Annotated in this window: 21 protein-coding genes; 20 read left to right on the forward strand and 1 reads right to left on the reverse strand. The window is 31.9% G+C overall.

The window, feature by feature from the left end; genetic code table 11:
* Positions 1-234: 234 nt before the first annotated feature.
* Complete coding sequence (locus EKL99_RS02190) at positions 235-1,080, forward strand: RteC domain-containing protein (RefSeq protein ID WP_126553750.1); 846 nt, start codon at positions 235-237, stop codon at positions 1,078-1,080.
* Positions 1,081-1,182: 102 nt separating this feature from the next.
* Here EKL99_RS02190 and EKL99_RS02195 read toward each other — a convergent pair whose 3' ends face one another.
* Positions 1,183-1,425: a hypothetical protein gene (locus EKL99_RS02195; RefSeq protein ID WP_126553748.1), complete on the reverse strand. Its 243-nt coding sequence runs from the start codon at positions 1,423-1,425 to the stop codon at positions 1,183-1,185.
* 421 nt (positions 1,426-1,846) lie between these two features.
* Between EKL99_RS02195 and EKL99_RS02200 the strand changes: the two genes are divergently transcribed.
* The 19 genes from EKL99_RS02200 (at position 1,847) to EKL99_RS02290 (ending at position 24,717) form a co-directional block, all read left to right on the forward strand.
* Positions 1,847-3,487, forward strand: coding sequence for an AraC family transcriptional regulator (locus EKL99_RS02200; RefSeq protein ID WP_126553746.1), 1,641 nt, complete (start codon positions 1,847-1,849; stop codon positions 3,485-3,487).
* Between the two features lie 450 nt (positions 3,488-3,937).
* Positions 3,938-4,273 (forward strand): helix-turn-helix domain-containing protein, encoded by a 336-nt coding sequence (locus EKL99_RS02205; protein WP_197037196.1) that lies wholly within the window; start codon positions 3,938-3,940, stop codon positions 4,271-4,273.
* A 60-nt stretch (positions 4,274-4,333) separates the two neighbouring features.
* A complete protein-coding gene (locus EKL99_RS02210; RefSeq protein WP_126553744.1) occupies positions 4,334-5,272 on the forward strand; it encodes a transcriptional regulator in 939 nt (312 codons plus the stop codon).
* Complete coding sequence (locus tag EKL99_RS02215) at positions 5,256-5,915, forward strand: ATPase (protein WP_126576317.1); 660 nt, start codon at positions 5,256-5,258, stop codon at positions 5,913-5,915. The genes EKL99_RS02210 and EKL99_RS02215 overlap by 17 nt, the downstream gene beginning before the upstream one ends.
* Before the next feature lie 115 nt (positions 5,916-6,030).
* Positions 6,031-6,702: a hypothetical protein gene (locus tag EKL99_RS02220; protein WP_126576318.1), complete on the forward strand. Its 672-nt coding sequence runs from the start codon at positions 6,031-6,033 to the stop codon at positions 6,700-6,702.
* A gap of 57 nt (positions 6,703-6,759) precedes the next feature.
* Positions 6,760-7,485 carry a hypothetical protein gene (locus tag EKL99_RS02225; RefSeq protein WP_126576319.1) on the forward strand — a complete coding sequence of 242 codons (726 nt, stop codon included), beginning with the start codon at positions 6,760-6,762 and terminating at the stop codon, positions 7,483-7,485.
* A gap of 681 nt (positions 7,486-8,166) precedes the next feature.
* Positions 8,167-8,571 carry a hypothetical protein gene (locus tag EKL99_RS02230; RefSeq protein WP_126576320.1) on the forward strand — a complete coding sequence of 135 codons (405 nt, stop codon included), beginning with the start codon at positions 8,167-8,169 and terminating at the stop codon, positions 8,569-8,571.
* 36 nt (positions 8,572-8,607) lie between these two features.
* The gene (locus EKL99_RS02235) at positions 8,608-8,850 is read left to right on the forward strand and encodes a hypothetical protein (protein WP_126576321.1); all 243 of its coding nucleotides are present in this window, start codon (positions 8,608-8,610) and stop codon (positions 8,848-8,850) included.
* 3 nt (positions 8,851-8,853) lie between these two features.
* On the forward strand, positions 8,854-9,126 hold the full coding sequence (locus EKL99_RS02240; RefSeq protein WP_126576322.1) for a helix-turn-helix transcriptional regulator: 273 nt from the start codon (positions 8,854-8,856) through the stop codon (positions 9,124-9,126).
* Between the two features lie 3 nt (positions 9,127-9,129).
* Positions 9,130-10,356: a DNA cytosine methyltransferase gene (locus EKL99_RS02245; RefSeq protein WP_126576323.1), complete on the forward strand. Its 1,227-nt coding sequence runs from the start codon at positions 9,130-9,132 to the stop codon at positions 10,354-10,356.
* A 107-nt stretch (positions 10,357-10,463) separates the two neighbouring features.
* Complete coding sequence (locus tag EKL99_RS02250; RefSeq protein WP_126576324.1) at positions 10,464-11,933, forward strand: ATP-binding protein; 1,470 nt, start codon at positions 10,464-10,466, stop codon at positions 11,931-11,933.
* On the forward strand, positions 11,930-14,764 hold the full coding sequence (locus EKL99_RS02255; protein ID WP_126576325.1) for a Z1 domain-containing protein: 2,835 nt from the start codon (positions 11,930-11,932) through the stop codon (positions 14,762-14,764). The genes EKL99_RS02250 and EKL99_RS02255 overlap by 4 nt, the downstream gene beginning before the upstream one ends.
* A gap of 2 nt (positions 14,765-14,766) precedes the next feature.
* Entirely contained in the window at positions 14,767-15,738 is a 972-nt protein-coding gene (locus tag EKL99_RS02260) for a PD-(D/E)XK motif protein (protein WP_126576326.1), read from the forward strand.
* Positions 15,738-18,125 carry an AIPR family protein gene (locus EKL99_RS02265; RefSeq protein WP_126576327.1) on the forward strand — a complete coding sequence of 796 codons (2,388 nt, stop codon included), beginning with the start codon at positions 15,738-15,740 and terminating at the stop codon, positions 18,123-18,125. The genes EKL99_RS02260 and EKL99_RS02265 overlap by 1 nt, the downstream gene beginning before the upstream one ends.
* 291 nt (positions 18,126-18,416) lie before the next feature.
* Positions 18,417-18,641 (forward strand): GreA/GreB family elongation factor, encoded by a 225-nt coding sequence (locus tag EKL99_RS14595; protein ID WP_255416395.1) that lies wholly within the window; start codon positions 18,417-18,419, stop codon positions 18,639-18,641.
* Between the two features lie 152 nt (positions 18,642-18,793).
* The gene (locus tag EKL99_RS02275) at positions 18,794-22,081 is read left to right on the forward strand and encodes a DEAD/DEAH box helicase (protein WP_126576329.1); all 3,288 of its coding nucleotides are present in this window, start codon (positions 18,794-18,796) and stop codon (positions 22,079-22,081) included.
* Positions 22,082-22,280: 199 nt separating this feature from the next.
* Positions 22,281-22,571: a helix-turn-helix domain-containing protein gene (locus EKL99_RS02280; RefSeq protein ID WP_126462714.1), complete on the forward strand. Its 291-nt coding sequence runs from the start codon at positions 22,281-22,283 to the stop codon at positions 22,569-22,571.
* Between the two features lie 191 nt (positions 22,572-22,762).
* Positions 22,763-24,010, forward strand: a complete 1,248-nt coding sequence (locus tag EKL99_RS02285) for a type II toxin-antitoxin system HipA family toxin (RefSeq protein ID WP_126576330.1) — start codon at positions 22,763-22,765, stop codon at positions 24,008-24,010.
* Between the two features lie 161 nt (positions 24,011-24,171).
* Positions 24,172-24,717: a hypothetical protein gene (locus tag EKL99_RS02290; protein WP_126576331.1), complete on the forward strand. Its 546-nt coding sequence runs from the start codon at positions 24,172-24,174 to the stop codon at positions 24,715-24,717.
* The last annotated feature ends 238 nt before the right edge of the window (positions 24,718-24,955 follow it).

Here is a 24,955-nt window from a genome sequence, read left to right on the forward strand (position 1 = left end):
ATATCGTTCTAATTATAAATGCGGTGATTATTTCTATTTATCACCGCATTTTTGCGGTAAATATAAAATACAATCACCGCATTAGTACAAAAAACAAAGTATGCAATTCGGGAATTTCACTATTCAATTCGGGAATCGCACACTACTCCATTTGCAACGGTAGCGAGCATCAAATAGATTTACAGCCCAATTCAATTACCAAATAAGTCAATTTGTAAATCTTAAACCGCTTCAATGAAATTATTTTCTGAATCCTTGATGTCTCAATTAGAACATCAGTTAAAATTGATCCATCTGGAAACAGAAAATCCAATTCAATCGGCTGAATTGTCCATTAAAAGTAGCGTTACTGCCTTAGAGAGACTAAAATCCTCTTTCATAAAATACAAATCGTTGAACAAGAAAGAAGAAATAGAATTCTTCCGAGACATCAAGCCTAAGTTTGCTGCTAAACTGATTTACTATAGCGAAATCTATACTATAGAAACCAACAAGCCATTGGGTTCCCATAAAACAATAGCTAAATATTATAACTCCGAACTTCTTAAATTAAAAGTTTTCTTCAAACAAAACCAGGAATTTTATCGTTACTGTCGCACGGCTAACAACTGTCTCGATAGCAAATATTATATACGCGAAAAATACGACCTTAAATTAATGATGGACAGTGTTTATTTTCAAATAGACCATCGATTCGCGACCTCTCACGACTATAAGATGGCTCGCATAATAGCGAACGATGAAATAAAAAATTTTCTGGTGGAGCAAATGGAAAAACTAGAAAGAAAGGCAATAATCACACAATCGCCTTCTCCACTCTCTAAAAGCCTGAAATGGACTGGATCAAAAGTAGATCTGATAGAATTGATTTATGCACTGCATTCAGAAGGCGTTTTTAATAATGGAGCCACAGGGCTCAAAGAAGTCATAACCTTTTTCGAGTCTTCTTTAGAAATCGAATTGGGCCAATTCAACAGGGTTTTTTTGGAAATCCGAAACAGGAAATCCGATAGGACAAAATTTATGAATACACTCAAAAACAAACTCATAATCCGCATGGATGATGCAGATGAGAATTAAAAAAAAAGCTGCTCACACTAAAATGAGCAGCCTTCTAGCTTTGGTTGCAAAAAAATCATACTGTAATAATAACTACCATAGCAATGTGTATGATTTTTATGTCTACTTACTACTTCCAGAACCATCAATAATATGGCCAACAAGTATTTTCCAGTCAGGATCAACAGCCATTGCTGGCTCCTCTGTACTAGTGTTAGCCGATAAACTTTCTGCAGCGAGCACTGTATCCCCTTTATTGGGATAATAATAATGAATTTCATTCTTTGCGTCTGCCTTGCTTATAGTATCTCCCGATACAAAAGGTGTATCGGTGGTACAGGAATCAAGTGTAAATAGAACGCACAAACAAATTAATGTGCTAAGACCTGAATAGAATTTTTTCATCTTTGATAATGTTTTTAAATGTTACTGATTATTTTAATCAGTTCATTTCTCCCGGGATAATCTGAACAATGTTGGTGTTGGTTTTACTCATAACAAAACCGTTTGAATTCAGGACAAAACTACTAGGAGCTTTCCCCACCGGCAAGCCAACAACTGTTCAATTCGGGAATCTACTATATGCAATTCCCGAATTGAACACAGAACTTTTTTAGATAAACAACAACCATCCAGCAACTTATATTCATAAAAACAGAAAAGCCATTTGTTGAGGTAATTCTCGTATCAATTAAATTATTTTAGTTACATTTATTTTACCAAAACAGAGTCTCAAAGGCATTAATCTTATGTTTTCTAATCAGTAAGACCCCAATCTCTTAAGAATATGACAAAAAAATACTTACTTATAATATTCCTATGCCTGTATAATAATGCATCCGCACAACAAAATAGTTTTATTATTCCGGACAGCCTTTCAGCTAAAGACTATGAATATTTTAGCAAAAACATACTATATACGGAAAAGGACAGCATTAAAGAATGGCTGTATGCTCATTCATGGTTAGCTAAAGCAAAAAGGGAGAAAAACTTCGGTCAAATGGCGTGGGCTTATAAAGTTTTAATTTACAAAAACGATAAAAAGTTACGGATTATATATGCCGATAGTATGGTGACAGCAGCTAAAAGAACAGCCGACATCGAATTAATTGGAGCAGTGTACATGACTAGAGGAGCAGTGTACTATGACCGGAAAGAGCAAATGAAAGCACTTGACAACTACCTCATAGCAGATGAATACATTTCAAAGACAAGCAACAAATACCAAATTTACAAAATAAAATATGGCATTGCTCAGATCAAATATTACCTTGGATTTTACGATGAGGCAATAGCATTGTTCAAAGAATGTCTTGGCTACTTCAAGGAAGAAAATAGCAGTGCCTATCTTAATTCACTTCATTCTTTAGGGCTTTCTTACAATCGCATAGGTAAATATAAACTATGCAGCCAAATGAATCAGACGGGAATCGGTGCAGGTCTGCGCTTTAATAACCTAGAAATGCAGTCCTACTTCATCCATTCCGAAGGCGTAAACCAATATTTTAAACACAATTATCCCGACGCAATAAAAAAATTGACAAAGGCACTGCCTTCTATGAAAGTGAATAAAGACTTTACAAACGAAACGACGGCCTATTTTTACATCGGTAAAAGCTACTGGGCGCTAAAATTGCAGGAAAAGGCAGTACCCTACTTAAAAAAGATAGATGAAGCTTTCCAAAAACAAAAGTACATACGTCCTGATTTACGGGAAGCCTATGAAATATTAATTGATTATTATCAGCAACAAAACGACAAAGAATTAGAGTTATATTATGTCACAGCCCTTTCAAAAGTAGACCAAGTGCTAATTAAGGATTACAAATACCTTTCAGGGAAAATACACAAAGAATACGACACAAAAAATTTAATTCAAACTCAAAGAAACATTGAACACTACTGGACCATTATAATTACCATAATGACAGTAATCATAGCGGTATTAGTGTACAGACACTATAAAAATAAAAGATTGTTTGAAGAATTGATGAATCGCAAACCCGAAACGACCCGATCATTAGTTTCAAACAATACCAGTAAAGAAACCGAACTCGATATCAATCCCGAGGTGATTGCCGCCATTCTTAAAAATCTCGAAAAATTTGAACGCAATAAAAAGTATCTCGAAAAAGACATGACTTTGGCAAAAATGGCTTTATTATTAAACACCAATACGAAATACGTATCAAAAATTATTGCACGTTACCGCGACAAAGGAACCGTTGAATATATCACCTATTTAAAGATTGAACATATTATAAAACTACTCATAAACGAAAACAAATACCGCAATTACAAAAATAAGTCATTAAGTGACGAAGCTGGTTTTGGTTCCACACAAATCTTTACACGAGCGTTCAAAAATCAAACAGGCCTATCTCCTACCTACTTCATCAGTAAATTAAGAAGTCAACAACATTCATAAATAATAACAAGACATCCAAAATCGACTATGCAAGACCAGTAATATCAAAAACAAACATGAATTTACAACCTCCTCACCCCGCCCTTAAATAAAAAGCATAGCAAAACAACGAGGAAGTGAAGTGGCAGCAGTCCGCGAGTTGAGGACGAAGGACGAACGGCTCGGGCTGCGGAACGGAACTTCGAGGTAGTTTTCAAGCTTTTGATTTTCAGGCTTGATCTTTTGTTTCTTTTGCATCAAGGCAAAAGAAAAGATTTCTTCAAACAAAAAATCAGTACTTACATAAACGTACTTCTTATATCCGCTCTTATATTTTTATTAAAAAAAGTCAATAACCACAGCCCCTTCAAAATAAAAACCCATTTTTTCTTTCACAACTTGTGAACCACTTGTGATATAAAAACAACCAATTACAACAATTTTGCACCATAACAATATAAACCGAAAGTTATGGCACTTGAAAGCAACAGCTCCACCAACGCTACTAAAAACAGAATGTACCGCGAGCAATTAATTACAATGGAAGACTTAAACGAATTTCGCAGTCTTCTTCTCAATGATTTAAAAGGAATCATACAATCCAAACCACTCCAGCAGAAACAATGGCTCAAATCCAACGAGGTCCGGAAACTGCTAAATATTTCACCCGGTACTTTACAAAACCTTCGCATTAACGGAACATTGACCTACACCAAAATCGGTGGAATTATGTATTACGACCAAACTGATATAGAAAAACTTTTAAACGGAAATAAAGTAAATGCCCTCCCTACCCTTTTCAAGTAAATTAGTTTTTAGGAACGAAGCAATCTAATCATTATTCACTTTTTACCACTCACTATTAAAATGAACTACATCAAACACCTCACCGGATTTTTCAATAAAATCAATTATGAATCCACCCTAAATCCAACGCACATTTCTCTCTATTTGGCACTTTTCCAATGTTGGAACGTAAACCGATTCAAGAATCCAACAGGCATTTCTCGGGAAGAAATCATGAAAGCCAGCAAGATCAATTCAAAAGCAACGTATCATAAATGCATGAGAGAATTAGAACTTTTAGGGTTTATGATATACAATCCAACATTCAATCCACACTCTTGCTCCAACATCATTATGACCAATTTTTCTGAAAAAGAAAAAACAATTTCAAAAATACCACACTCAACCCATTCAAAAAATGAACCCGTTCACAATTTGACCGAATCAAAAAATGAACATGTCATTGAACAGGTAAATGAACAGCTCTATATATATAATAAAAAACAAACAGTTAAAAACAATTTAAACAATACAAAAATAGATATAGAAAAAAATTTAATAAATCAACCAGTTCAAAATTTAAATCCTATAATAAATCCAAAAGAGAAAGAAATAAAAACGGAGACCGGGCAGCAAATACTTCCAGTATTCGCTGCTACCAATAAAAAACAAACTGAAAGCGGGCAGCAAAAAGAAAAAAGTTGCACCAAAAAAGAAAAAGCTGTTGAACTCGATTTATTTTTTGAAAACACAGTGCCATCACTCGAAATGATACTGGAATACTTCTCTTTCAAGGAAAGCTCCCAAATAGAAGCCAATAAGTTTTTCAATTACTACTCCAGCATCGGTTGGCTCATAGGCGGAAAAACAAAAATGAAAGATTGGAAAGCTGCAGCAAGAAACTGGATGCTCAACACAGCTAAGTTTGCGACACATACTTCAAAATCCGATTACAACGCCCAACCAAAACCGATGCACCTGCACACGGCAACCCAAAAAAACTATGACGAACCATTGTAAATCAGTCCATGAAACCTTCTTGGTCTACAAAGGTTTCAAAGTGTATAATTTCCAGAAATGCTTGGAATATTTAGAAAACCAAGGGAAAACAACCTATGGAAGTTCGTTTCAAATCAGCGAAATGGATTACCCTACCATCTACAAATTGTTGATTTATATGATAAAAGATGAGAAAGCTGCCATAAACCAAAATATAGACTTAACAAAAGGCATTTTAGTATCAGGTTCAATAGGTTGCGGAAAAACATCTTTAATGAACTTAGTACGTCCATTTGCCTATCATGCGTCTGAGTACAAAATCAAAACATGCAGGGAAGTCTCGTTTGAATTTGCCAAAAATGGCTTTGAGGCCATCAACTGCTACACGCTAAAGCAAACCAATCAATCGAAACTAACCGGTTATTGCTTTGACGATTTGGGTGCCGAACAGCAAATAAAGCACTTCGGAAATGATTGCAACGTCATGGCTGAGGTACTCATCAGCCGGTACGAACAGTTTGTCGAAAACAAATCCATCACGCACATCACCACCAACCTTTCTGCCTCCGAAATCGAAAACAACTACGGCAACCGCCTCCGCTCCAGAATGCGACAAATGTTCAATTTGATAACATTTGATAGTAGAACGAAAGACAAACGATAAAGTCATTGCGAGGAGTTGCGAGACACGAAGCAAAGCAATCTTATCACTTTGCGTAAAAATTGTATCGAGAAGCAACTTTAAACTTTTCAAACCTTAAACCTTAAACTTTTCTATCATGAAAAAAATCAACACTTTCTGGAACTGGTTCCAAGACAACAATCAAACCATCAAAAACCTCATCAACGAAACCCCTAAAAACCAAAAACACATCAGCTTTTGGATAAACAAAAACCTCGGTTATTATTGCAAGGAAATTGACTTTATGATTGTATATCCGAAAACCGCCAACGGAAAATGCGAGCTAATTTTAACCGCCAACGGCAACCCAGAATACTTTAATCACGTAATTGATTTAGTCGACAATGCACCGCAATTGAAAAACTGGAAATTCACCGCTTTCATCCAACCAATCGAAAGAATTGACAAACTCATGAAGGGTCTTGATGAACCTTACATCTTCCATGAGATTTCATTAAAAGCCAGCGAACTCACTTTTTTACCGCTGGAGTATCATGAATTATCGCATAAGGTAGACATTGTAGTTTTTTTAAAAAGTTACAATTTGTATTGTGATACAAAGACGTTACAACAAGCTATTTTCATCATCATGCAAGAAATTTTAGGAGAAAAATCCCTATACCAAAACATCAATTTTGTGCAGTTGGCACAAGTACCGGATAACAAGGACGGGTTGATTAAATTGTACGATTTTCAATTGTTTCTGGACAATCTAAACGGCGTGGAATTAAATAATTATTTTCTCAAAATGTGGGAAACCGTAAGGTAAACAATTTTTTATACTATAGATTTGACGCATTATTATTAATCTAAATCTCACTATCAAATGAAAAAATTGACTATTGCTTTAATTATGATCCTGTCATTAGTACCGAAACAATCGCAAGCACAAAATAATGGAGCAGCAGTAGCTGCGGTAGCCGGTGGTCTGTTAGCCATAGGAGCAGGAATTGCTGCCGTGGAGGACATGAAAGAAAGAGCCGAATTGACTGCTACCCAATATGTTTTAGCGAATCATCCTGAATTAAATAGTTTTTCATTAAAAACACTTGATTTTAATGGAAAAAAAACAAAAGATATGTCAGCTACCTCTGTTATTTCTTTTAAAATACAAGAATTTAGTCCATCCGACAATCCAAAACTAGATGGTAAAAAGCTGGTATTACTTGCTTTTACCAGCTACGGATGGATCAGCGATCAAGGTATTGACTTTAATAAGGTACAATGGTACTTGATTGACAATAGCGAATGGATGAATATGATAGTAGCCTATGCTAAAGTAGCATCAAAAGAAAAAAGCGATGCAGTACTAAAGGATGCTTTAGCTAATGGCGTTGTCGTTAATAAAGGAATAAAGGCAAAAGGGAAATCTGAAATTCCTTTTTTTAAATTAGAAGGTGATATGTATTTGGTGACCGACTATTCTTCCGAAATGAAATTGATTTATAATGAAAAAACACTCGGAATATTTTTAAAAAAAACGCGCAATTTAGTACAGATGGGAAGAGCAGCTGTTATTGATACGCACGAATTCTTATTTCAACAAAATTAAGTCTAGGAATACCCATCTGTCAACAAATTCAACCTAAAACAAAATATTCAATCACGACTTTTGGGATTTTGTTTGAATGACCTTGGCACCAAAAAGCAAGTCAAACATTTCGGTAATGAGTGTAAGGTAATGGCTGACATAATTCTCAGCCGTTACTATTCATTCATAATAAAAAAATCACTAATACACGTGGCCAGCAATCTATCCGCTTCAGAACTCAAAGCCTGCTATGGGGACCGCATATCATCCCGCAAGAGACAAATTTACCCTAGTATGATTTATACCAAATTCAAAAGAAAAACGATAACAAACGGCACATTCATAAACTCTAATAAATAACAAACTGCATGAGTCAATAAATATTTAAGTTGATAGTGTTTGAAAGTAAAATAAGGGAGAACAGCTAAATTAAATATCACTAAAAGTGGGTATAGTAATATTCTAGAAAATACTGTTTATTTACAAATTAACAATCGAAACATTATCGTTTGATAAAACGAAAGGAACATTAATTCAAAAAAATATTTAATTTCCTCAAATGAGTGAAACCGTAAAGAACTAAGAAAGTTCTATATTACTTTTGTTAATAATATGTTCAATATATTGCACTTAATATTATTATTTTCATGTATATTTGGTACATAACAAGCGAGGACAACGCTATACAAACTGTAATCGATTATGAAACCAACAAAAGAAGGACAAATAGCAAAATTTCACACACCATTAGCCGGAGAAAATCCAGAGCAATTATATGTGGTATTAGAAGTGATTCAAGATGACGAAAAACCAAGAGCCGATATACAGGCGCTTAACACAGGCTTACCATTTCCACCTATTAACAAAGTTCGCTTAGACGATCTGGAAGTGGTTGAAGTAAGTACACAAGATTTAATCGGACATTATGTAACAATTAATAAAACTGATTATTCACAAGTGGAAGGAAGAGTAAGTAAAGTTAGCGAACAAAAAATAATAGTAAATCTTTCTGCAGGTGTTCAGGGTACTGAAACTAATGTTTGGCTTACGGTTATTGATAATAACGGAGTAGAACACTTAGGAACCTTATTTGTTAATCCAGAGTAGTCAATTGAAAGAGCGCACAATTATAATACAACCATCATGAGCACATACATAAATGAAGAAGAGAAATTAAAGCATCCATACTATAAACTGATGGAATTGAGAGACGACGCTTTGGAAAGAGAATTAAATTCTTGGTCCAGATTAGATTTAATAGAATGGCTTTGTTGGAATGACCGAAATGGTGTTTACAAAGATAATGAATCGTTACAAGAGTTTGGTAATACAGTTAGTAAAGAAGAAGCAATTGAAATTATTACAAGACAAATTACAGAAGCATAATAAATGAGTAATACAAAATCTCAAATTACAGATTTGAAAATGGAGAATTATCTTCATGATTGTCGTTTGAAAATGGGTGAAACCATTCGTGAAATCAGAGAAAAGAGAGGTTATAGTCAAGATGAATTAGCAGCCATAATGGAAGTAAATCGTTCTACAATCTCTAAAATTGAAAATGGAAAATTTAGTTTTAGTATAGATTATCTTTCCAAGTTTTCATGGTTTTTAGATTTCGATCTTTCAGTAGTTGATAATAAAGAAATAAAATTAAAATAAACAATGGCATTAAATTATATTGATTTATTTGCAGGTGCAGGTGGGTTGTCAGAAGGATTTAAAAGGGCTGGATTTAATCCAATAGCTCATGTTGAGATGAACAGTCACGCTTGTAATACCATAAAAACAAGAATGGCCTATTATCATTTAAAAGATAATAATCAGGAAAATATTTACCTAGAATATTTAAAACAAAATATTGATCAAAAACAATTTTGGGAAAGTGTTCCAAATGAAGTTCTGAATACAGTTATCAATACTGAGATTTCAGACGATACTATTAAAGAAATTTTCAATAAAATTGATTCTCACAAGGATAGTAAAAATGTAGATCTAATAATTGGAGGGCCTCCATGTCAAGCTTACTCTATAGTTGGAAGAGCCAGAGATCCAAAAGGCATGGCTGATGATCCAAGAAATCATTTATACCTTCATTATGTTAAGTTTCTTAAAAAATACAAGCCTAAAATGTTTGTATTTGAAAATGTCCCCGGAATTTTATCAGCAAAAAATGGAGAATTCCTAGAGAAAATAAAGGAAGCTATTGATGAAGCGGGCTACATAGTAGAACACAAAACATTGACTTCAAAAGATTTTGGTGTACTTCAAAATCGTAGAAGAGTAATTTTAATTGGTTGGAAAAAAAATAACAATTTAAAGTACCCAACATTTGAAAATTTTCCTATGCAGGGAGAAATCATGAAAGATTTATTTTATGATTTACCAAAATTAAAACCAGGAGAAGAAAAAGTACCAGCCAGTTATACCAAACCAATTAATGAGTACTTAAACCTTTCTAGAATCAGAAATGGAATTGATTTTACAACCCAGCATGTAGCTCGGAATCATAATGAAAGAGATTTAGAAATATACCGAACAGCTATTGATTTATGGGTAAATAAAGGGAAAAGATTGAGTTATGCTGATTTGCCTTCAGAACTAAAGACACATAAAAACGAAACCGCTTTTTTAAACAGATTTCAGGTTGTTGACCCAAAAGGTGTTTGTCATACTGTTGTGGCTCACATTTGTGCTGACGGACATTATTACATCTATCCAGATTTAAAACAAGTACGTTCAATCTCAGTTCGTGAAGCTGCCAGAATTCAATCATTCCCAGATGATTTCTTTTTTGAAGGTGGAAGAACCGCAGCGTTTAAACAAATAGGTAATGCCGTACCACCATTAATGGCTGAAGGAATTGCTAATAAAATAAAAGAGATGATATAGATCTTTTTATTTTCGAATTACATTTTTAAAAAATACCACAAATAAGATGATAATTAAAACCGAGACGAATGTAGAATGAAATTAAATTCGTAATTAAATATGCAAGTATGCACCAATACAAAGCCGAAAACGCCAAACCAAATCCAAAATCTACCATAAATTCTTATCGTAGTTTTGGATACAATTTATCTACTGCAATTGCAGACATTGTTGATAATAGTATCTCAGCCAATGCAAATCGAATAACTATAGATTATTTATGGAAAGGTAAAGATTCATTCATCTCAATTCTTGATAATGGTAAAGGAATGAATTTAGAAGAGTTGATTATTGCAATGACGCCTGGAAGCAAAGATCCGGAAGACTTGAGGGATGAAAAAGACTTGGGTAGATTCGGTATGGGATTAAAGACTGCTTCTTTTTCCCAATGCAAAAGACTGACAGTTGTTACAAAAAAAGAAGGTTTCAATACGATAAAACGATGCTGGGATATTGACTTTATTAATCAGGAGGAAGAATGGACTTTATTGGATTTTATTTCTGACGAATCCTATTTAAAAAAAGTAGATGAATTATTAAGTGGAACTCTTATAATTTGGGAATCTTTAGATCGTATTGTAGGAAATGCCAATGAAGAAAATGAATCAGTTAAAAACGCATTTTACCAAGAAATGATAACAGTAAAAGAACATCTTGGTCTTGTTTTTCATAAATTCATAGAAAGTAAAAAAATTAAGCTGATTTCAAACACCTATGAAATTGATGCTTGGAATCCGTTCCTTTTAAATTTAAATCCAAAACCTGAAATGGGGCAAACAGAATTACTTCTTAATAACGTTGAAGTAACCTATTTCATACTGCCACACATGTCAAAAATCAGCACTGAAGATTATGAAAAATCGGGTGGTCCGTTAGGTTGGTACCAGCAACAAGGTTTTTATGTTTATAGGGGTGATAGATTATTGGTTTCAGGAGATTGGTTAGGAATAGAAAAAAAAAGGGAATATTCAAAATTAGCAAGAATTGCGATAAACTTTCCCAATGCAAATGATTTCGACTGGAATTTAGATATAAAAAAATCTACAGCAATGCCTCCTATTGAGATTAGAAAGGAATTATCCAGAATAGCAAAAATTGCAGTTATGAAGTCTGCTAAAATTTATAATTGGAGAGGCCAGAAAACAATTTCTAATGAAAATGGAAATGCGTCATTTGAAAGCTTATGGAAAGACGAAACCAATAGAGAAGGAATTAAAAAATATAAAATAAACAAGAAACACCCTATAATAAAGCAGCTGTTGGAATCAGATAATACAAATAAAATATTTTCTAAAGCTTTGAAATTATTGGAAGAAAATATTCCAGTAGAGTTAATTTTATATAATCAAAATGAAGACCCTTCATTTCATGAACTTGAAAAAATAACAGAAACGCCAAGTGACGATTTAATAAAACTAGCTGTTGAATTATTTCAAATTTATAAATCCCAAGGAATACCAGAATCATTATCACGTCAACAAATAATGAATGCAACACCATTTAATTTTTTCCCATTAATCAACGACTATTTAAAATGAACGATATAAATCAAACTGCCAAATTAGTATGTTACGCATTCCTGAATATGATCCCGAAAGAACAAATAACCGATGATATTATACTTAAAATAATAAAAGAAAAAATTGAATCAGCACCTGAATTTAAAGATGCTGATTTTGCGAATTTATTTGAAGTGATTAGATCCGAATGCGAAATCGGAAAAGGGAAGATAACTGTAATGTCTGACGATATCGACCCATGGTTGAGTGAAGAAAAAAGCAATATCAATTTTGAATTGTGGAATAGGTATAAATTATTTATGTCTCAAAATGACCCTTCATTTCCTGTGAATGAATTAGATGACTTTACAGATAAAATTTTAGATAAATGTGTAAATCCTAAAGATAAAAATTCTTGGGACCGTCGTGGTATGGTTGTAGGACATGTGCAATCTGGAAAAACATCTAATTATGTCGGATTGATTAATAAAGCAACTGACGCAGGTTATAAAGTAGTAATTGTTATCGCTGGAACTATTAGCTCTTTAAGAAGACAGACTCAAGAACGAATTGATGCTGGATTTATTGGAAGAAGTAGTTCTGCTTTTATTCGAGAAAATGAAAATAGACTTATTGGTGTAGGAAAACTGAAAGTAGAAACGGATATTTATTCGCTTACATCTTCCTATTACAAAAGTGGTGACGAAGGCGATTTTAGTCAATCTGTCGCCAATCGATTAAATATTCCAATTGGGAAAAACCCTGTTGTTTTTGTTATCAAAAAAAACAAAAGTATTCTTGAAAATTTAATAGACTGGTTTTCAAAAAATGAAAATATAAAAATTATAGATGGAACGCCAAAATTGTTTGATGTTCCTGTTTTAATTATTGATGATGAAGCAGATGCGGCTTCCGTAAATACCGCAAAAGATATTAATGATATTAAAACAATCAACAAGTTAATTAGAACTTTACTTAATATTTTTAATCAAAACACATTTATTGGTTACACTGCAACTCCATACGCAAACCTTTTTATTTCACAAGATCACAATGAAGAATTAACAACTATTGTAAAAAACAAAATATATAAAATTGGCGAAGATTTATTCCCGAGAGATTTTATAATCAACATAAAAGCTCCTACTAATTACATTGGTGCGGCCAAAATATTTGGCTTTGAAAATCCAAATGGAACAGATAATGAACCATTAGATATTTTCCGGGCAATTGATGATTTTGACCCCCCATTTTTTAGAACAATTAATATACACAATAAAGCAGACTTACCTGAGTATTTACCTAAAAGTTTAGAAAAAGCCCTAAAATCATTCATTTTAACTTGTGCAATTAGAAGAGTCCGTGGTCATGAAAAGAAACACAATTCTATGTTGATTCACGTTGCATTATTGGTGAAATGGATAGATAGAGTTGCCTATTTAGTTAATGATAAAATGCGGGAATATAGAAATGCAATCGAAGGCAATGATGAATCTTTACTAATTGATTTACAATATTTGTATGAATCTGATTTTTTACCCACAACTGAAAATGTGTTAGAAAATTTAGATTATACGGACATTAGGATTAAAACACATACTTGGGAAGAGGTAAAAACAGAATTAAAAAAGGCAGCATCAAAAATAGAAGTTCGTTCAGTTCATGGAACTCGCTCCACAACAAATTTAGAATATCACAATATTGAAGAAATTGATTACAGTAGATATGACAATGGTCTTTCTGTGATTGCAGTTGGAGGAAGTAGATTATCTAGGGGGATAACTTTGGAAGGATTGTCTGTAAGTTATTATTTGAGAACTACAAAAATGTATGATTCATTAATGCAAATGGGGCGTTGGTTTGGTTATCGACCAGGATATGTGGACTTATGCCGACTTTATACAACAGAGCAAATTTTTGAGTGGTTCAACCACATCACAATGGCAACAGAAGAAATGCGTGATGATTTTGATGAAATGACAGCAGCTTTGCAAAGACCTAAAGATTTCAGACTCAAGGTAAGAAATCATTCTGGTTTAATGACAATTACGAGCTTGGCAAAACTTTATCACTCGGATAAAATTGAAATATCCTTTTCAGGTACTAATCCGCAAACTTATCAGCTATTAAAAACGAAATCAGCTATTGAAAATAATTTTAATGCCTTGCAGTCTTTAATTTTAAATATAGGTTTCCCGCTGCAAAAAAATAGGATTGAAACAACTAAGGGGAAGATTAGGTATTTATTTTATCAAAATCAAAAGGCAAGTGCAGTGTGCGACTTTATAGATGCATATAAAATCCAACAACCTAGCATAAAAAACTCAACTTTGAGTGATTATATTAAAAAGCAAGAAAAAAGCGGTACAATAAAAGAATGGAGCATCTGTATTGTATCAAATACTGATCAAAAAGTTTTTATCGACTATGTTGGAAACACACCTTTAAAAGAAAGACAGGAAAAAGAAAATGTAATGAATTATGATTTGCATTTTAATGGAGAGTTAATCTCATTAGGATGTAGCGTACGTAACCAACCAAAAGTAACTCGAGGAAGCGATTTTTATTTGATTGCAAAAAATCAAATTGATGATTTAAAAGATAGACAAGTAGATTTATCAATAAAAAAACACACTAGTAATAAAGATATCAAAAACCAAAGATCGAAAGAAAAGAAAGGATTATTATTAATTTATGCCTTAGATGAACGAGCGACACCAAATGTAAAAAATGATAGTCCTATTATTGGTTATAGTCTTCACTTTCCGAAAATTGACAATGAAGAAAAAGTATCGTATACTGCTACGATAAATAATGGATTTGATGAACAGGTCCAAGAAGATGATGACTTAATTAACGAAGACGAATAATTATGATTAGTATTAAATCTATCTGGGAAACTCACATACCTACTGATGAAATCATTATCAAAACACAACTTGAACATGTAAAACCTTTTAAATGTTTTGCAGCGACTAATCACATTACAGGAAACCACTTATTCATATTCGTAACTTTAAAAACTGCTAAATATCCTGAATTTAAGAACTATAAGTTCAAAGGATTGTTTGTTGAAACATTTGAATTTAAAGGTGTAAAAGAATTACATATTTATCTTTTAGACAATCAACTTAAAGATATTTTTAGCTTATTTATAGAAAATATCGTCGAAGAAATATCAAAATGTACAACGGAAAATGAAGCGTTAGTAGAAACTTCAAACGTTGTTTTAAAATGGAAAAGATTATTTGATAAAGTTAATTTTCAAGGACTCACTTTAGAAAACCAAAAAGGATTAATAGGGGAACTTTTATTATTCAATTCTTTTTTAGCTGAAAATTATCCTATTGACAGTCTGCTTGAAAGTTGGACCGGTCCGGATTATGAAGACAAAGATTTTTTATTTGGATCTAAAGGGATAGAAGTAAAATTTACATCTTCAAAAACTCCAAAAATAAGAATTACAAGTGAAAGGCAATTAGATGCTCAGAATTTGTCTCATTTGTATTTAATTCTATATGGTGCCGAACAAGTAAAAGACAGAGGGTTTTCACTTAACTCAATAATTGAACAAATCCGGAATAAAATAGCAGGCAATCATAGCGCACTGAAATTATTTAATGAAAGATTAATATTGGTTGGCTACTTTGATGAGGATTTTGAAAACTACGATAGTCAATACGCTCTCAAAATGAATTATAAATATTCAGTTGATAATGATTTTCCAAAACTAGTTTCGTCAGACCTAGCTACTGGAATATATAATGCTTCATATTATATTGAATTATCTGCAATAGAGTCTTTTATGGTAAATGTTGAATCAATTATTGAATTAGTAAACTAATGGTAAAAGGATTAAAAAATTATATTGAATCAATACAATCTGATGTAGCTGCATTAGTGTATTCAGATGGTGAAGGTGCTAGTTTTGAAGATAAATTCACTGAACATTGTCTTGAAATATTGGATAGCGCAGGAAAGTCTGAAGGAGCAAGTGTATTATCTTATATTCATCCGGATTCACAAGGAAGAATAGATTGGAAACTAAATGGATATTGTTTAAAGGACGAATTCAAGGACGATGACAATAAGGTCTATTTCGAAACTTTAGACCTTTTTATTACTCATTTTAATCACACCACTTATGATTTTAATATTCAAAAAAGTGACTTTGACAAGAATATAAATCAAATCAAAAAATTTCTAAATGCCGCTTTAAAAGGTCATATAGATTATATTGATCCTGCACAATCAGAATTAAATGCACTTTTAAAAATTATAGGAAAACAAAAATCAAACTTCGTCAGAATAAATGTTTTCTTTTTAATCAATGGAAATTCAAATCACAATCTTGACACTACTTCTATCAAAGGATATGACGATTTGAAAATATACATTCATGTTTGGGATATTCAAAGATTTTATAAATTAAATGAAAACTCTAGTAATCGAGAACCTATAGAAATTAAATTCAAAGATTTTTTGACAAATAATCTGCAGGGTATTCAATGTCTTAAAGTGCCTGATTTAGACGAATTGTATGAGTGTTATTTAGCAATTATTCCTGGGGATGTTCTCTCTAAATTATATGATTTACATTCTAATGAATTATTAGAGAGTAATGTGCGAGCTTTCTTAGGACAAGCAGGGAAATTCAATAAAGGAATTAGAGATACGATTAGAGATAAACCTCAAATGTTTTTACCATATAATAACGGTATAACGGCAACCGCTGAAATTGTAGAAACCGAAACAATTGAAAATCAACTTTACTTAACAAAGATGAATGATTTTCAAATTGTTAATGGTGGGCAAACGACAGCTTCATTATTTCATACACAAAAGAAATATAAAGATGCAGACATAAGCAAAGTATTTGTTCAAATGAAATTGACAGTAATTAAGGATATTGATCAAAAGAATATTGAAGTCCCTAATATTGCTAGATATGCTAACAGTCAAAACAAAGTTTCAGAATTAGATTTGTCGTCTAATAACCCATATTTTGTTCAAATAGAGTCATTATCAAGGAAAAAATATGTGATTGATTCCAATAATAGAAATTTATCTACACTTTGGTACTTTGAACGTGTAAACGGTCAATACAAAGAGTCTTTGAATAAATTAACTACTCCTGTTCAGCAAAGAAAATTTAAAGAACAGAATCCTACGAGTCAAAAATTTGTCAAATCTGAAGTTGCAAAATATATAAATATTTGGGAATTAGAACCTCATTACGTATCACAAGGAGCTCAGAAAAACTTTATTCATTATACTAAAAAAATAAACGAATTAGTTAAGAAGAATAAATTACCAGGTGAAAATTTTTATAAGAAGTTAATTGCAAATTCCATCCTTTTTAAAGCAGTCGACAAACTATTTGGTAGAAAAAATATTGATGCCATTGGCGACACCAACTTAAAATCATTCACTGTTGCCTATACCCTATCATATTTTTATTATCTAACCGAAAACAGACTCGATTTATGGAAAATCTATGAAGAACAACATATTGACATTCGAATTATTAATGAATTACAAAAACTGATTGTTTTTGTTTACAATCATTTGGTTAGGGCTTCAAACAACTCTTTGATTTCAGAATATGCAAAAAGAGAATCTAGTTGGAAACTATTAAAAGAAGAGAACTATAAATTTAGTATCGATAATTTTATCGATTGCTTTGTTACTGCAGATTTAGTTTTGTCAAGGGATATTGAAACAGAAGAGGTAGACAATAAATCAGAAAACAATTTGATGAATATTACCCAAATACTTGGCTTTGGTAATAAATTTTGGGATGGCATGTCTAAATATATTTTAAATATTGATGAATTTAAATTAATGTCTACAGATGTTTGGGAAATTGCAAATAAAATTAAGCGTTCAAAAAATCTAAATACAAGGGATATTTCTATCGGAAATAAATTTCTAGCATACATTGAGGATAACCAAATTGATATAGACAAAATTAAGTCACTTTCCAATGAAATTGAAAGTGAAATTATCGATATAAAAGCAATTTATGACCGATTAAAACTAATCAGTAAGAATGATTGGGCCACGATAATTAATTTGGGAGAACAAAGAAAAATATTTGATAACCTTGAACTTTCAAATTTAAAGTCAGTTAATAAATCTATTTCTAAAAATGAAAGTATTAAAGAAATAAATATTATTAATGCTTTGAAATCAGTGAAGAAGCTGGCAAAGTTTGGTTTAAAACATTAATTAAAAATGGCATATAATCATTCCTACTATAACAGTTAATAATAATGAAGATGGCTATGTAGATAGAATAAATATAATTACTGTGAGTCCTTAACAAAATTTCACAAAGTCAGCAATAAAAAAATACCTTTTTATAATGTACTAAACCAGCTTTAAATTAAGAAAATCTAAATTGAGATAACTGAAAAATATATTTCGAAAGTATCTTTCATTGACAACGAGAAAGATGTCGAAATTATTCAAGCAATTGAAAGAAAGGCACCCGTACAAACCCATCTCTTCCACGATGAAATCAAACTAAATAGTACGGTAAAAGTAAAATATGTGAATAATGGCAAGAATATTAGTGTTCAAATAGTTGAAGCCACTAACAACAATGGTGAAATAGTAAATGGAGTCCAAAAAGTCAATATAAAATCACCTTTGGCGGTATCAATACTTGGTCGTTCAATTGGTGATATTGTAAAAGTTGGAAATTTAGACAATTTTGTTGAAATTCTTCAAGTGGCAAATTAAATTAATTATTTAAAACTAGACGAAGCACTTAAACAACTTTTAATAAAAGAGTATCTCCAGAAGAAAATTACGAAATAGAGTTAAGTACATATAAATCATCAGTTAAAATATAAAGCAATCGACGAGACCAAAATATAATTAAACCAGAAACTATGATAAAATTAAGATTTCCTGCACTTGAAAAAAATTATTGGAAAAAAGTAGGTAACAAAAATTTTGTTAAGCAATTACTCGCACCAAGTTTTGAAGCTGATTTTAATTTTATTTCTAGCCATAGAAGTTATTCAATCATAGAAAAAAACGGAATAAGATATTGTTTATCAAGTAGAAAAAATATTGTTCCAGAAGAATTTGATTACATCATATTGACTAATCAAAAAGCGACGGAAGCAAAATTAGTATCAAATAGTATCAAGTTAAAAGAATGGTTAAAACACCCGCTTGATATGGAGTACACGAATGATGAAATAATAAATTCGTGGAATAATGATTTTAATTTCATAGAAGAAGATTTAAGCGTTCCTCAATTTGGTTTAAGGGAACCTCAAATTGCAGCATTATATTCAATATTAAGTCATTTAAAAGTTTATGATGAAATAGGTACAGTTGTAATGCCTACTGGGACAGGAAAGACAGAAACAATGTTAACTACCCTAGTTGCTAATAAATGTAATAAAGTAATAATCACAGTCCCTTCTGATGCTCTAAGAAATCAAATCTTTAAGAAATTCTATTCTCTAGGCCTTTTAAAGCAATTTAATATTGTTGGCAAAAAGTCTTTATATCCAAAAGTTGGTATTATTCAAGAGAATTTTAGCTCAGTTGAAGAATTAGAAGAGTTTATTCAAGAATGTAATGTCCTAGTTACAACAATGGGGATCCTTTCTAATAGTTCAAATGAGTCCATATTAAAATATTCTGATTTATTTTCACATCTTTTCATTGATGAAGCGCATCATATAGAGGCTAATTCTTGGAATAGAGTTAGAACATTTTTTTCAAAAAGCAAAATATTGCAATTTACTGCTACACCTTTCAGAAATGATCGAAAGAGATTAGAAGGAAAAATCATATTCAATTTCTCGTTGAAAAAAGCTCAAGAACAAGGATATTTTAAACCTATAAATTTTCTACCTATTAGAGAATATGACTTTAAAAAGGGTGATAAATTAATTGCAGAAAAATCTATATCTCAATTAAAAAAAGACATTGAAAATGGTTTTGATCACATTTTAATGGCAAGATGCGAGAATAAAATACGAGCGCAAGAAGTTTATCAAATCTATAAAGAATACGAAGACTTTAATCCTGTCTTAGTTCATTCAGGTGTTCTAAATAAAAAAGAAATAGTAGATAGAATTGTAAAAGGTGAACATAAAATAATTGTCGCAGTTAATATGCTTGGAGAAGGTTTTGATTTACCTCAATTAAAAATTGCGGCCTTTCACGATATTAGAAAAAGTCTTCCTATTACGCTACAATTTGCAGGTCGTTTTACAAGAACATCCAAAGATAATGAACTTGGTAGTGCAACATTTATTGCCAATCTTGCTGATTCTAACGTTGAAGAAGAATTAAGTGAATTATATGCACAAGATTCTGATTGGAATTTATTATTGTCAAAACTAAGCTCAGGTGAAATTGACGAACAAGTTGATTTTGATGAATTTATAAATGGATTTCAACATATGGACAATTCAAAAATTCCATTTCAAAATATTCGTTTTGCATTAAGTACTGTTGTTTATAGAAATAACTTTGATTCATCTGTCGAAGATTTAAATATATCAGACACTTATGATTTAAAAAAATTCAAAAAAGGAATTCCAAAGTTTGATGAATTTGAATACAAGTTTGCAGATTATAATCCTAATTCAAATACGGTAGTTATAATTACTGCAAACAAAAGTGAAATCGAATGGGTAAATTATAAAGAAGTTTTCGGGTTGGATTGGAAACTAACAGTATTATATTATGATTCTAATACAAATCTATTATTTATTCATAGTTCTGATAAATCAAGTTTATATCAAGAATTGGCAAATGCCGTCCTTAATGACAATGCTGTTTTAATTAACCAAATAAATGTGTTTAAAACTTTCTATGATATAAAGCGAGTTTCATTACAAAATGTAGGCCTTAAAGAATTTTTAAATCGAAAAATTAGATTTACAATGAGAGTTGGAACAGATATAGAAGAGGCATTATCTATCTCTGAACAACAAAGCGGGCAAAAAGCATTTGTATTTGGTTCAGGATATGAAGAGGGCAACAAGATCACATTAGGATGCTCTTATAAAGGACGTATTTGGAGTTATTTAAAAGGTGATTTAAAAGAATTCATAAATTGGTGCAAGAATATCGGAATAAAATTAATTGATGATACAATTGATCCAAATCAAATTTTAAGAGAGACATTAATTCCTGAAATAATAAACGAAATACCCAGCATACATCCTACCCATATAGATTGGGATGAAGCTGTTTACAATTATTCGGAATCAAAAGTTTCGATAATCGTTGACAGTAGAGAATTTAATCTTGTAAATTGTTCTCTTAATATTATAAATCCATCAAATAATCAAGAAATACATTTTGAAATTGAAACTCCTAATGCAAAAATTCACTTTCAAAAAGAACTGTTTATAAATAATACATTAGAACCAAATTTTTCGGATTTCAGAATAATTAAACACAGTGTAAACAATGTATCTATAAAAATTGGTACCAAAGAAATTGATATAGTTGAATATTTCAAATATAACATCCCTACCGTCTGGTTTGCAGATGGTTCAGCACTCCAAGGTAATTATTACATAGTTTTAAAACAATTAATTAATTCTTATCCAATTCAAAATTTGATTGGATGGAAATGGGAAGGAGTTGATTTAAGTAAAGAAGCACAAGGAGTACTTCCTTTACAAACAAATTCAATTCAGTATAAAGTTATTCAAGAATTAAAAAAAGAAGACTTTGATATCATATATGACGATGATTATTCAGGAGAAATTGCAGACATAATTACAATTAAAGAGTATGACAATAGACTTGACATACAATTCTATCACCTGAAATTTGCCAAAGATGGTTTAGTGAATACTCGTGTAGATAACTTTTATGAAGTATGTGGTCAAGCACAAAAATCTATTCATTGGAAACATAAAAAAGGAAAGGAATTCTTTGAACATCTTTTACGTAGACTAATAAAAACAAGAAGTGGTGAGGAAAGAAGTCGTTTAGAAAAAGGAACTAAACCTGATTTAGAAAGATTATTGACAATAGCTAAGAATAGTAAACCAATGAATTTTGAAGTTTTTATAGTTCAACCTAGCTTATCCATAACGAATACATCTGAAAGTATCTTAACATTACTTGGGGTTACCGAAAATTATTTAAAGGAAGTCGGAGACATTAACCTGAAAGTAATAGTAAACGAATAACTATTATATTTTAAATACTTATTTCAAGCTATCCTAAACTGTAGCGGTATCTTTTTAAACAGTAACACTTCTTTCGGATGAATATAAAGCCACTCTTTGTCATTACTTTATTATCATAACAAATAAGAAATAAAAAACAAATGTTTGCTATTTAAAACATAAAGGCTATTTTTGTTCAGAATAACAAACATTTTAAAAAATGGCAACGAAAAAACAGACCGTATTCCCAAAGTATGACAAGATATTGGAGCAAATGGGAGAAAACATAAAAATGGCGCGTAAAAGAAGAAAACTCACTATGATACAGGTCGCGGAGAGAGCCGACATTTCAAGATCCACATTACACCTAATCGAGTTAGGAAACACAAGTGTGGCAATGGGTGCTTATTTCAATGTACTCAGAGTATTAGGCCTTCAGGACGATTTCCTAAAACTAGCTTCAGACGATGAACTCGGAAGAAAACTCCAAGACCTCGAACTTCTAAAATAAAACCACTCTACTTAACTCGCACTAAAATTCCCCTCCTTTGGAGGGGTGCCCAAAGGGCGGGGTGGTAAATTAATAATATAAAATGGCAACTAACAAAACCGACATATACGTTTACGTCCATTGGCAAGATTTGATTTTAAGAGGAGGACTGCTAGTGGCAGTCTGGTATAATCTCAATTTAACAATATAAGATGTCTATAAAAACTGAAATATACGTATATGCACATTGGAAGGGTTTACCTGAACCCAAGATAATTGGCATCTTATCAGCACAACAAGCTAAAGGCAAAAAAACATTCAGCTTTGAATATAATAAAGACTGGATAAAATCGGAACAAAAATTCCTGTTAGATCCGGACATTCAATTATATGGTGGACCACAATACCCTAACAAAAAAGAAAACTTCGGAATCTTTTTGGACAGTATGCCCGACACTTGGGGAAGAACACTGATGAAGCGGAGAGCGGCGCAATGGGCAAAAGAAAAAGGAGAAAAAGCACCAACACTCTATGATATTGATTTTCTGCTTGGTGTTTACGATGAAAGTCGTATGGGAGCATTACGCTTCAAAATAAATCCGGAAGGAGATTTTTTAGACAACAACAAAACAGCTTCAACACCGCCTTGGTCATCCATTCGCGAACTACAAAATGCAGCTGCTAATTTTGAAAACGACGATGACAATGATGAGGTTAAAAAATGGTTATCTGTCCTGATGGCACCAGGTTCCTCACTCGGAGGAGCTAGACCAAAAGCCAATATCTTAGACAATGATAAAAGCCTTTGGATTGCTAAATTCCCATCCAAAACCGACACCACAGACAAAGGGGCTTGGGAATTCCTATCCTATAAATTGGCAATAAATGCTGGTATAGAAATGGCACCATGTCGGATAGAAAAAATAATGGGGAACTACCATACATTTTTCACAAAACGTTTCGACAGAGAAAACGGAGAAAGAATACACTTTGCATCCGCAATGACCATGACTGGAAACAATGAAGATACAATCCGGGACAATCCGGCAAGCTATTTAGACATAGCCGAATTTATTAGTAATCATGGAACAAATATAGAAGCTAACTTATACCAATTATGGCGCAGAATAGTATTTAACATAGCTATTTCAAACACAGATGACCATTTAAGAAACCACGGCTTTATCCTGACCAAAGAAGGTTGGATATTGTCACCAGCCTATGACCTAAACCCCTCAATTGAAAAGGATGGTTTGGCTTTAAATATCGATACCGATAATAACGACCTCGATTTCGAATTAGCAAAAAGTGTTGGAGAATATTTCCGCCTAAACAAAGAACAAATGGAAACCATCATACAAGAAGTACTCCAAGCAACAAGCAATTGGAAAAACATTGCTAGTGAAATAGGTATTTCAAGAGGAGAACAAGAATTGATGGTAAAAGCATTTAATTCCTAAACATCATTATGATAGAATCATCTTTCGACAAAATAATTACAACGTTAACCCGTTCGCGCGGAATTGCATTCCGTGCCCATTCCTATTAGCAAATGAACAATTACTCCAAACCAGAACGTTAGCGCTAATATTTCAGAACTTATATCTAAAAAGAAATTCATATGAACAAACAGGAATTTAATGACCTACAAAAAAAATTTGGTGAGGAAACTAAAAAAAGAAAGTTTCAAAAAGTCTTCAATTTCTTTTCAACTCTAATTTCTATTCTAGGAATAACAGTCATTTCGTATTACTTTCTCAAAACTCTTTTTATAAAAAATGACACTCAAAAGTTAAAAATAGAAAATCAAAATATACAACTTCAGGAGCGTATATCTGAGTTAGAGAATAGGCTGAGAACAAAAGATTCAACTATTTCCATTTCGTCACCAAGTGAAAAGCGAATTCAAGATTTGGAAAAGAAGATTGAGACATTGAATAATATTATTATCGAAAATCCTGAGAAGTCATTAACAATTCCACTTTTGAATAAAGATATTGAAAATATCAAAAAAGAAAACGAGTTACAAATTGAATTAATAAAGGATAAAGTTGAAACCGTTGTGGATTTAAATAAGTGGATTTTAGGCTTAATATTTTCGTTACTAATTACAATTGTAATATCAAACTTGGCCAAAAACAAACCGAAGAATAATCTGGAAGAATAAATACTACTACCACTAACAGCTATGCTCCTATGTAAAGCAATTAAAATTATCAACAACTTTTTTAAATTGAGAGATATGTTGGTGTTTCTCGAGTTTAAAATGCCGTAGGCTTAAGATAGAAAAAGTTATTATGATTTTTTCAATAATACCAGCTCTTCGAGGTCTTCTGACCTCGAAGCTATAGTAGTTATTTACTCGCTTTTATAATACAGTTTTAAATCAGCTCTTTGAAGTTTAC

This window comes from Flavobacterium sp. ZB4P23 (genome assembly GCF_003970375.1).
Taxonomy (GTDB): Bacteria; Bacteroidota; Bacteroidia; order Flavobacteriales; family Flavobacteriaceae; genus Flavobacterium.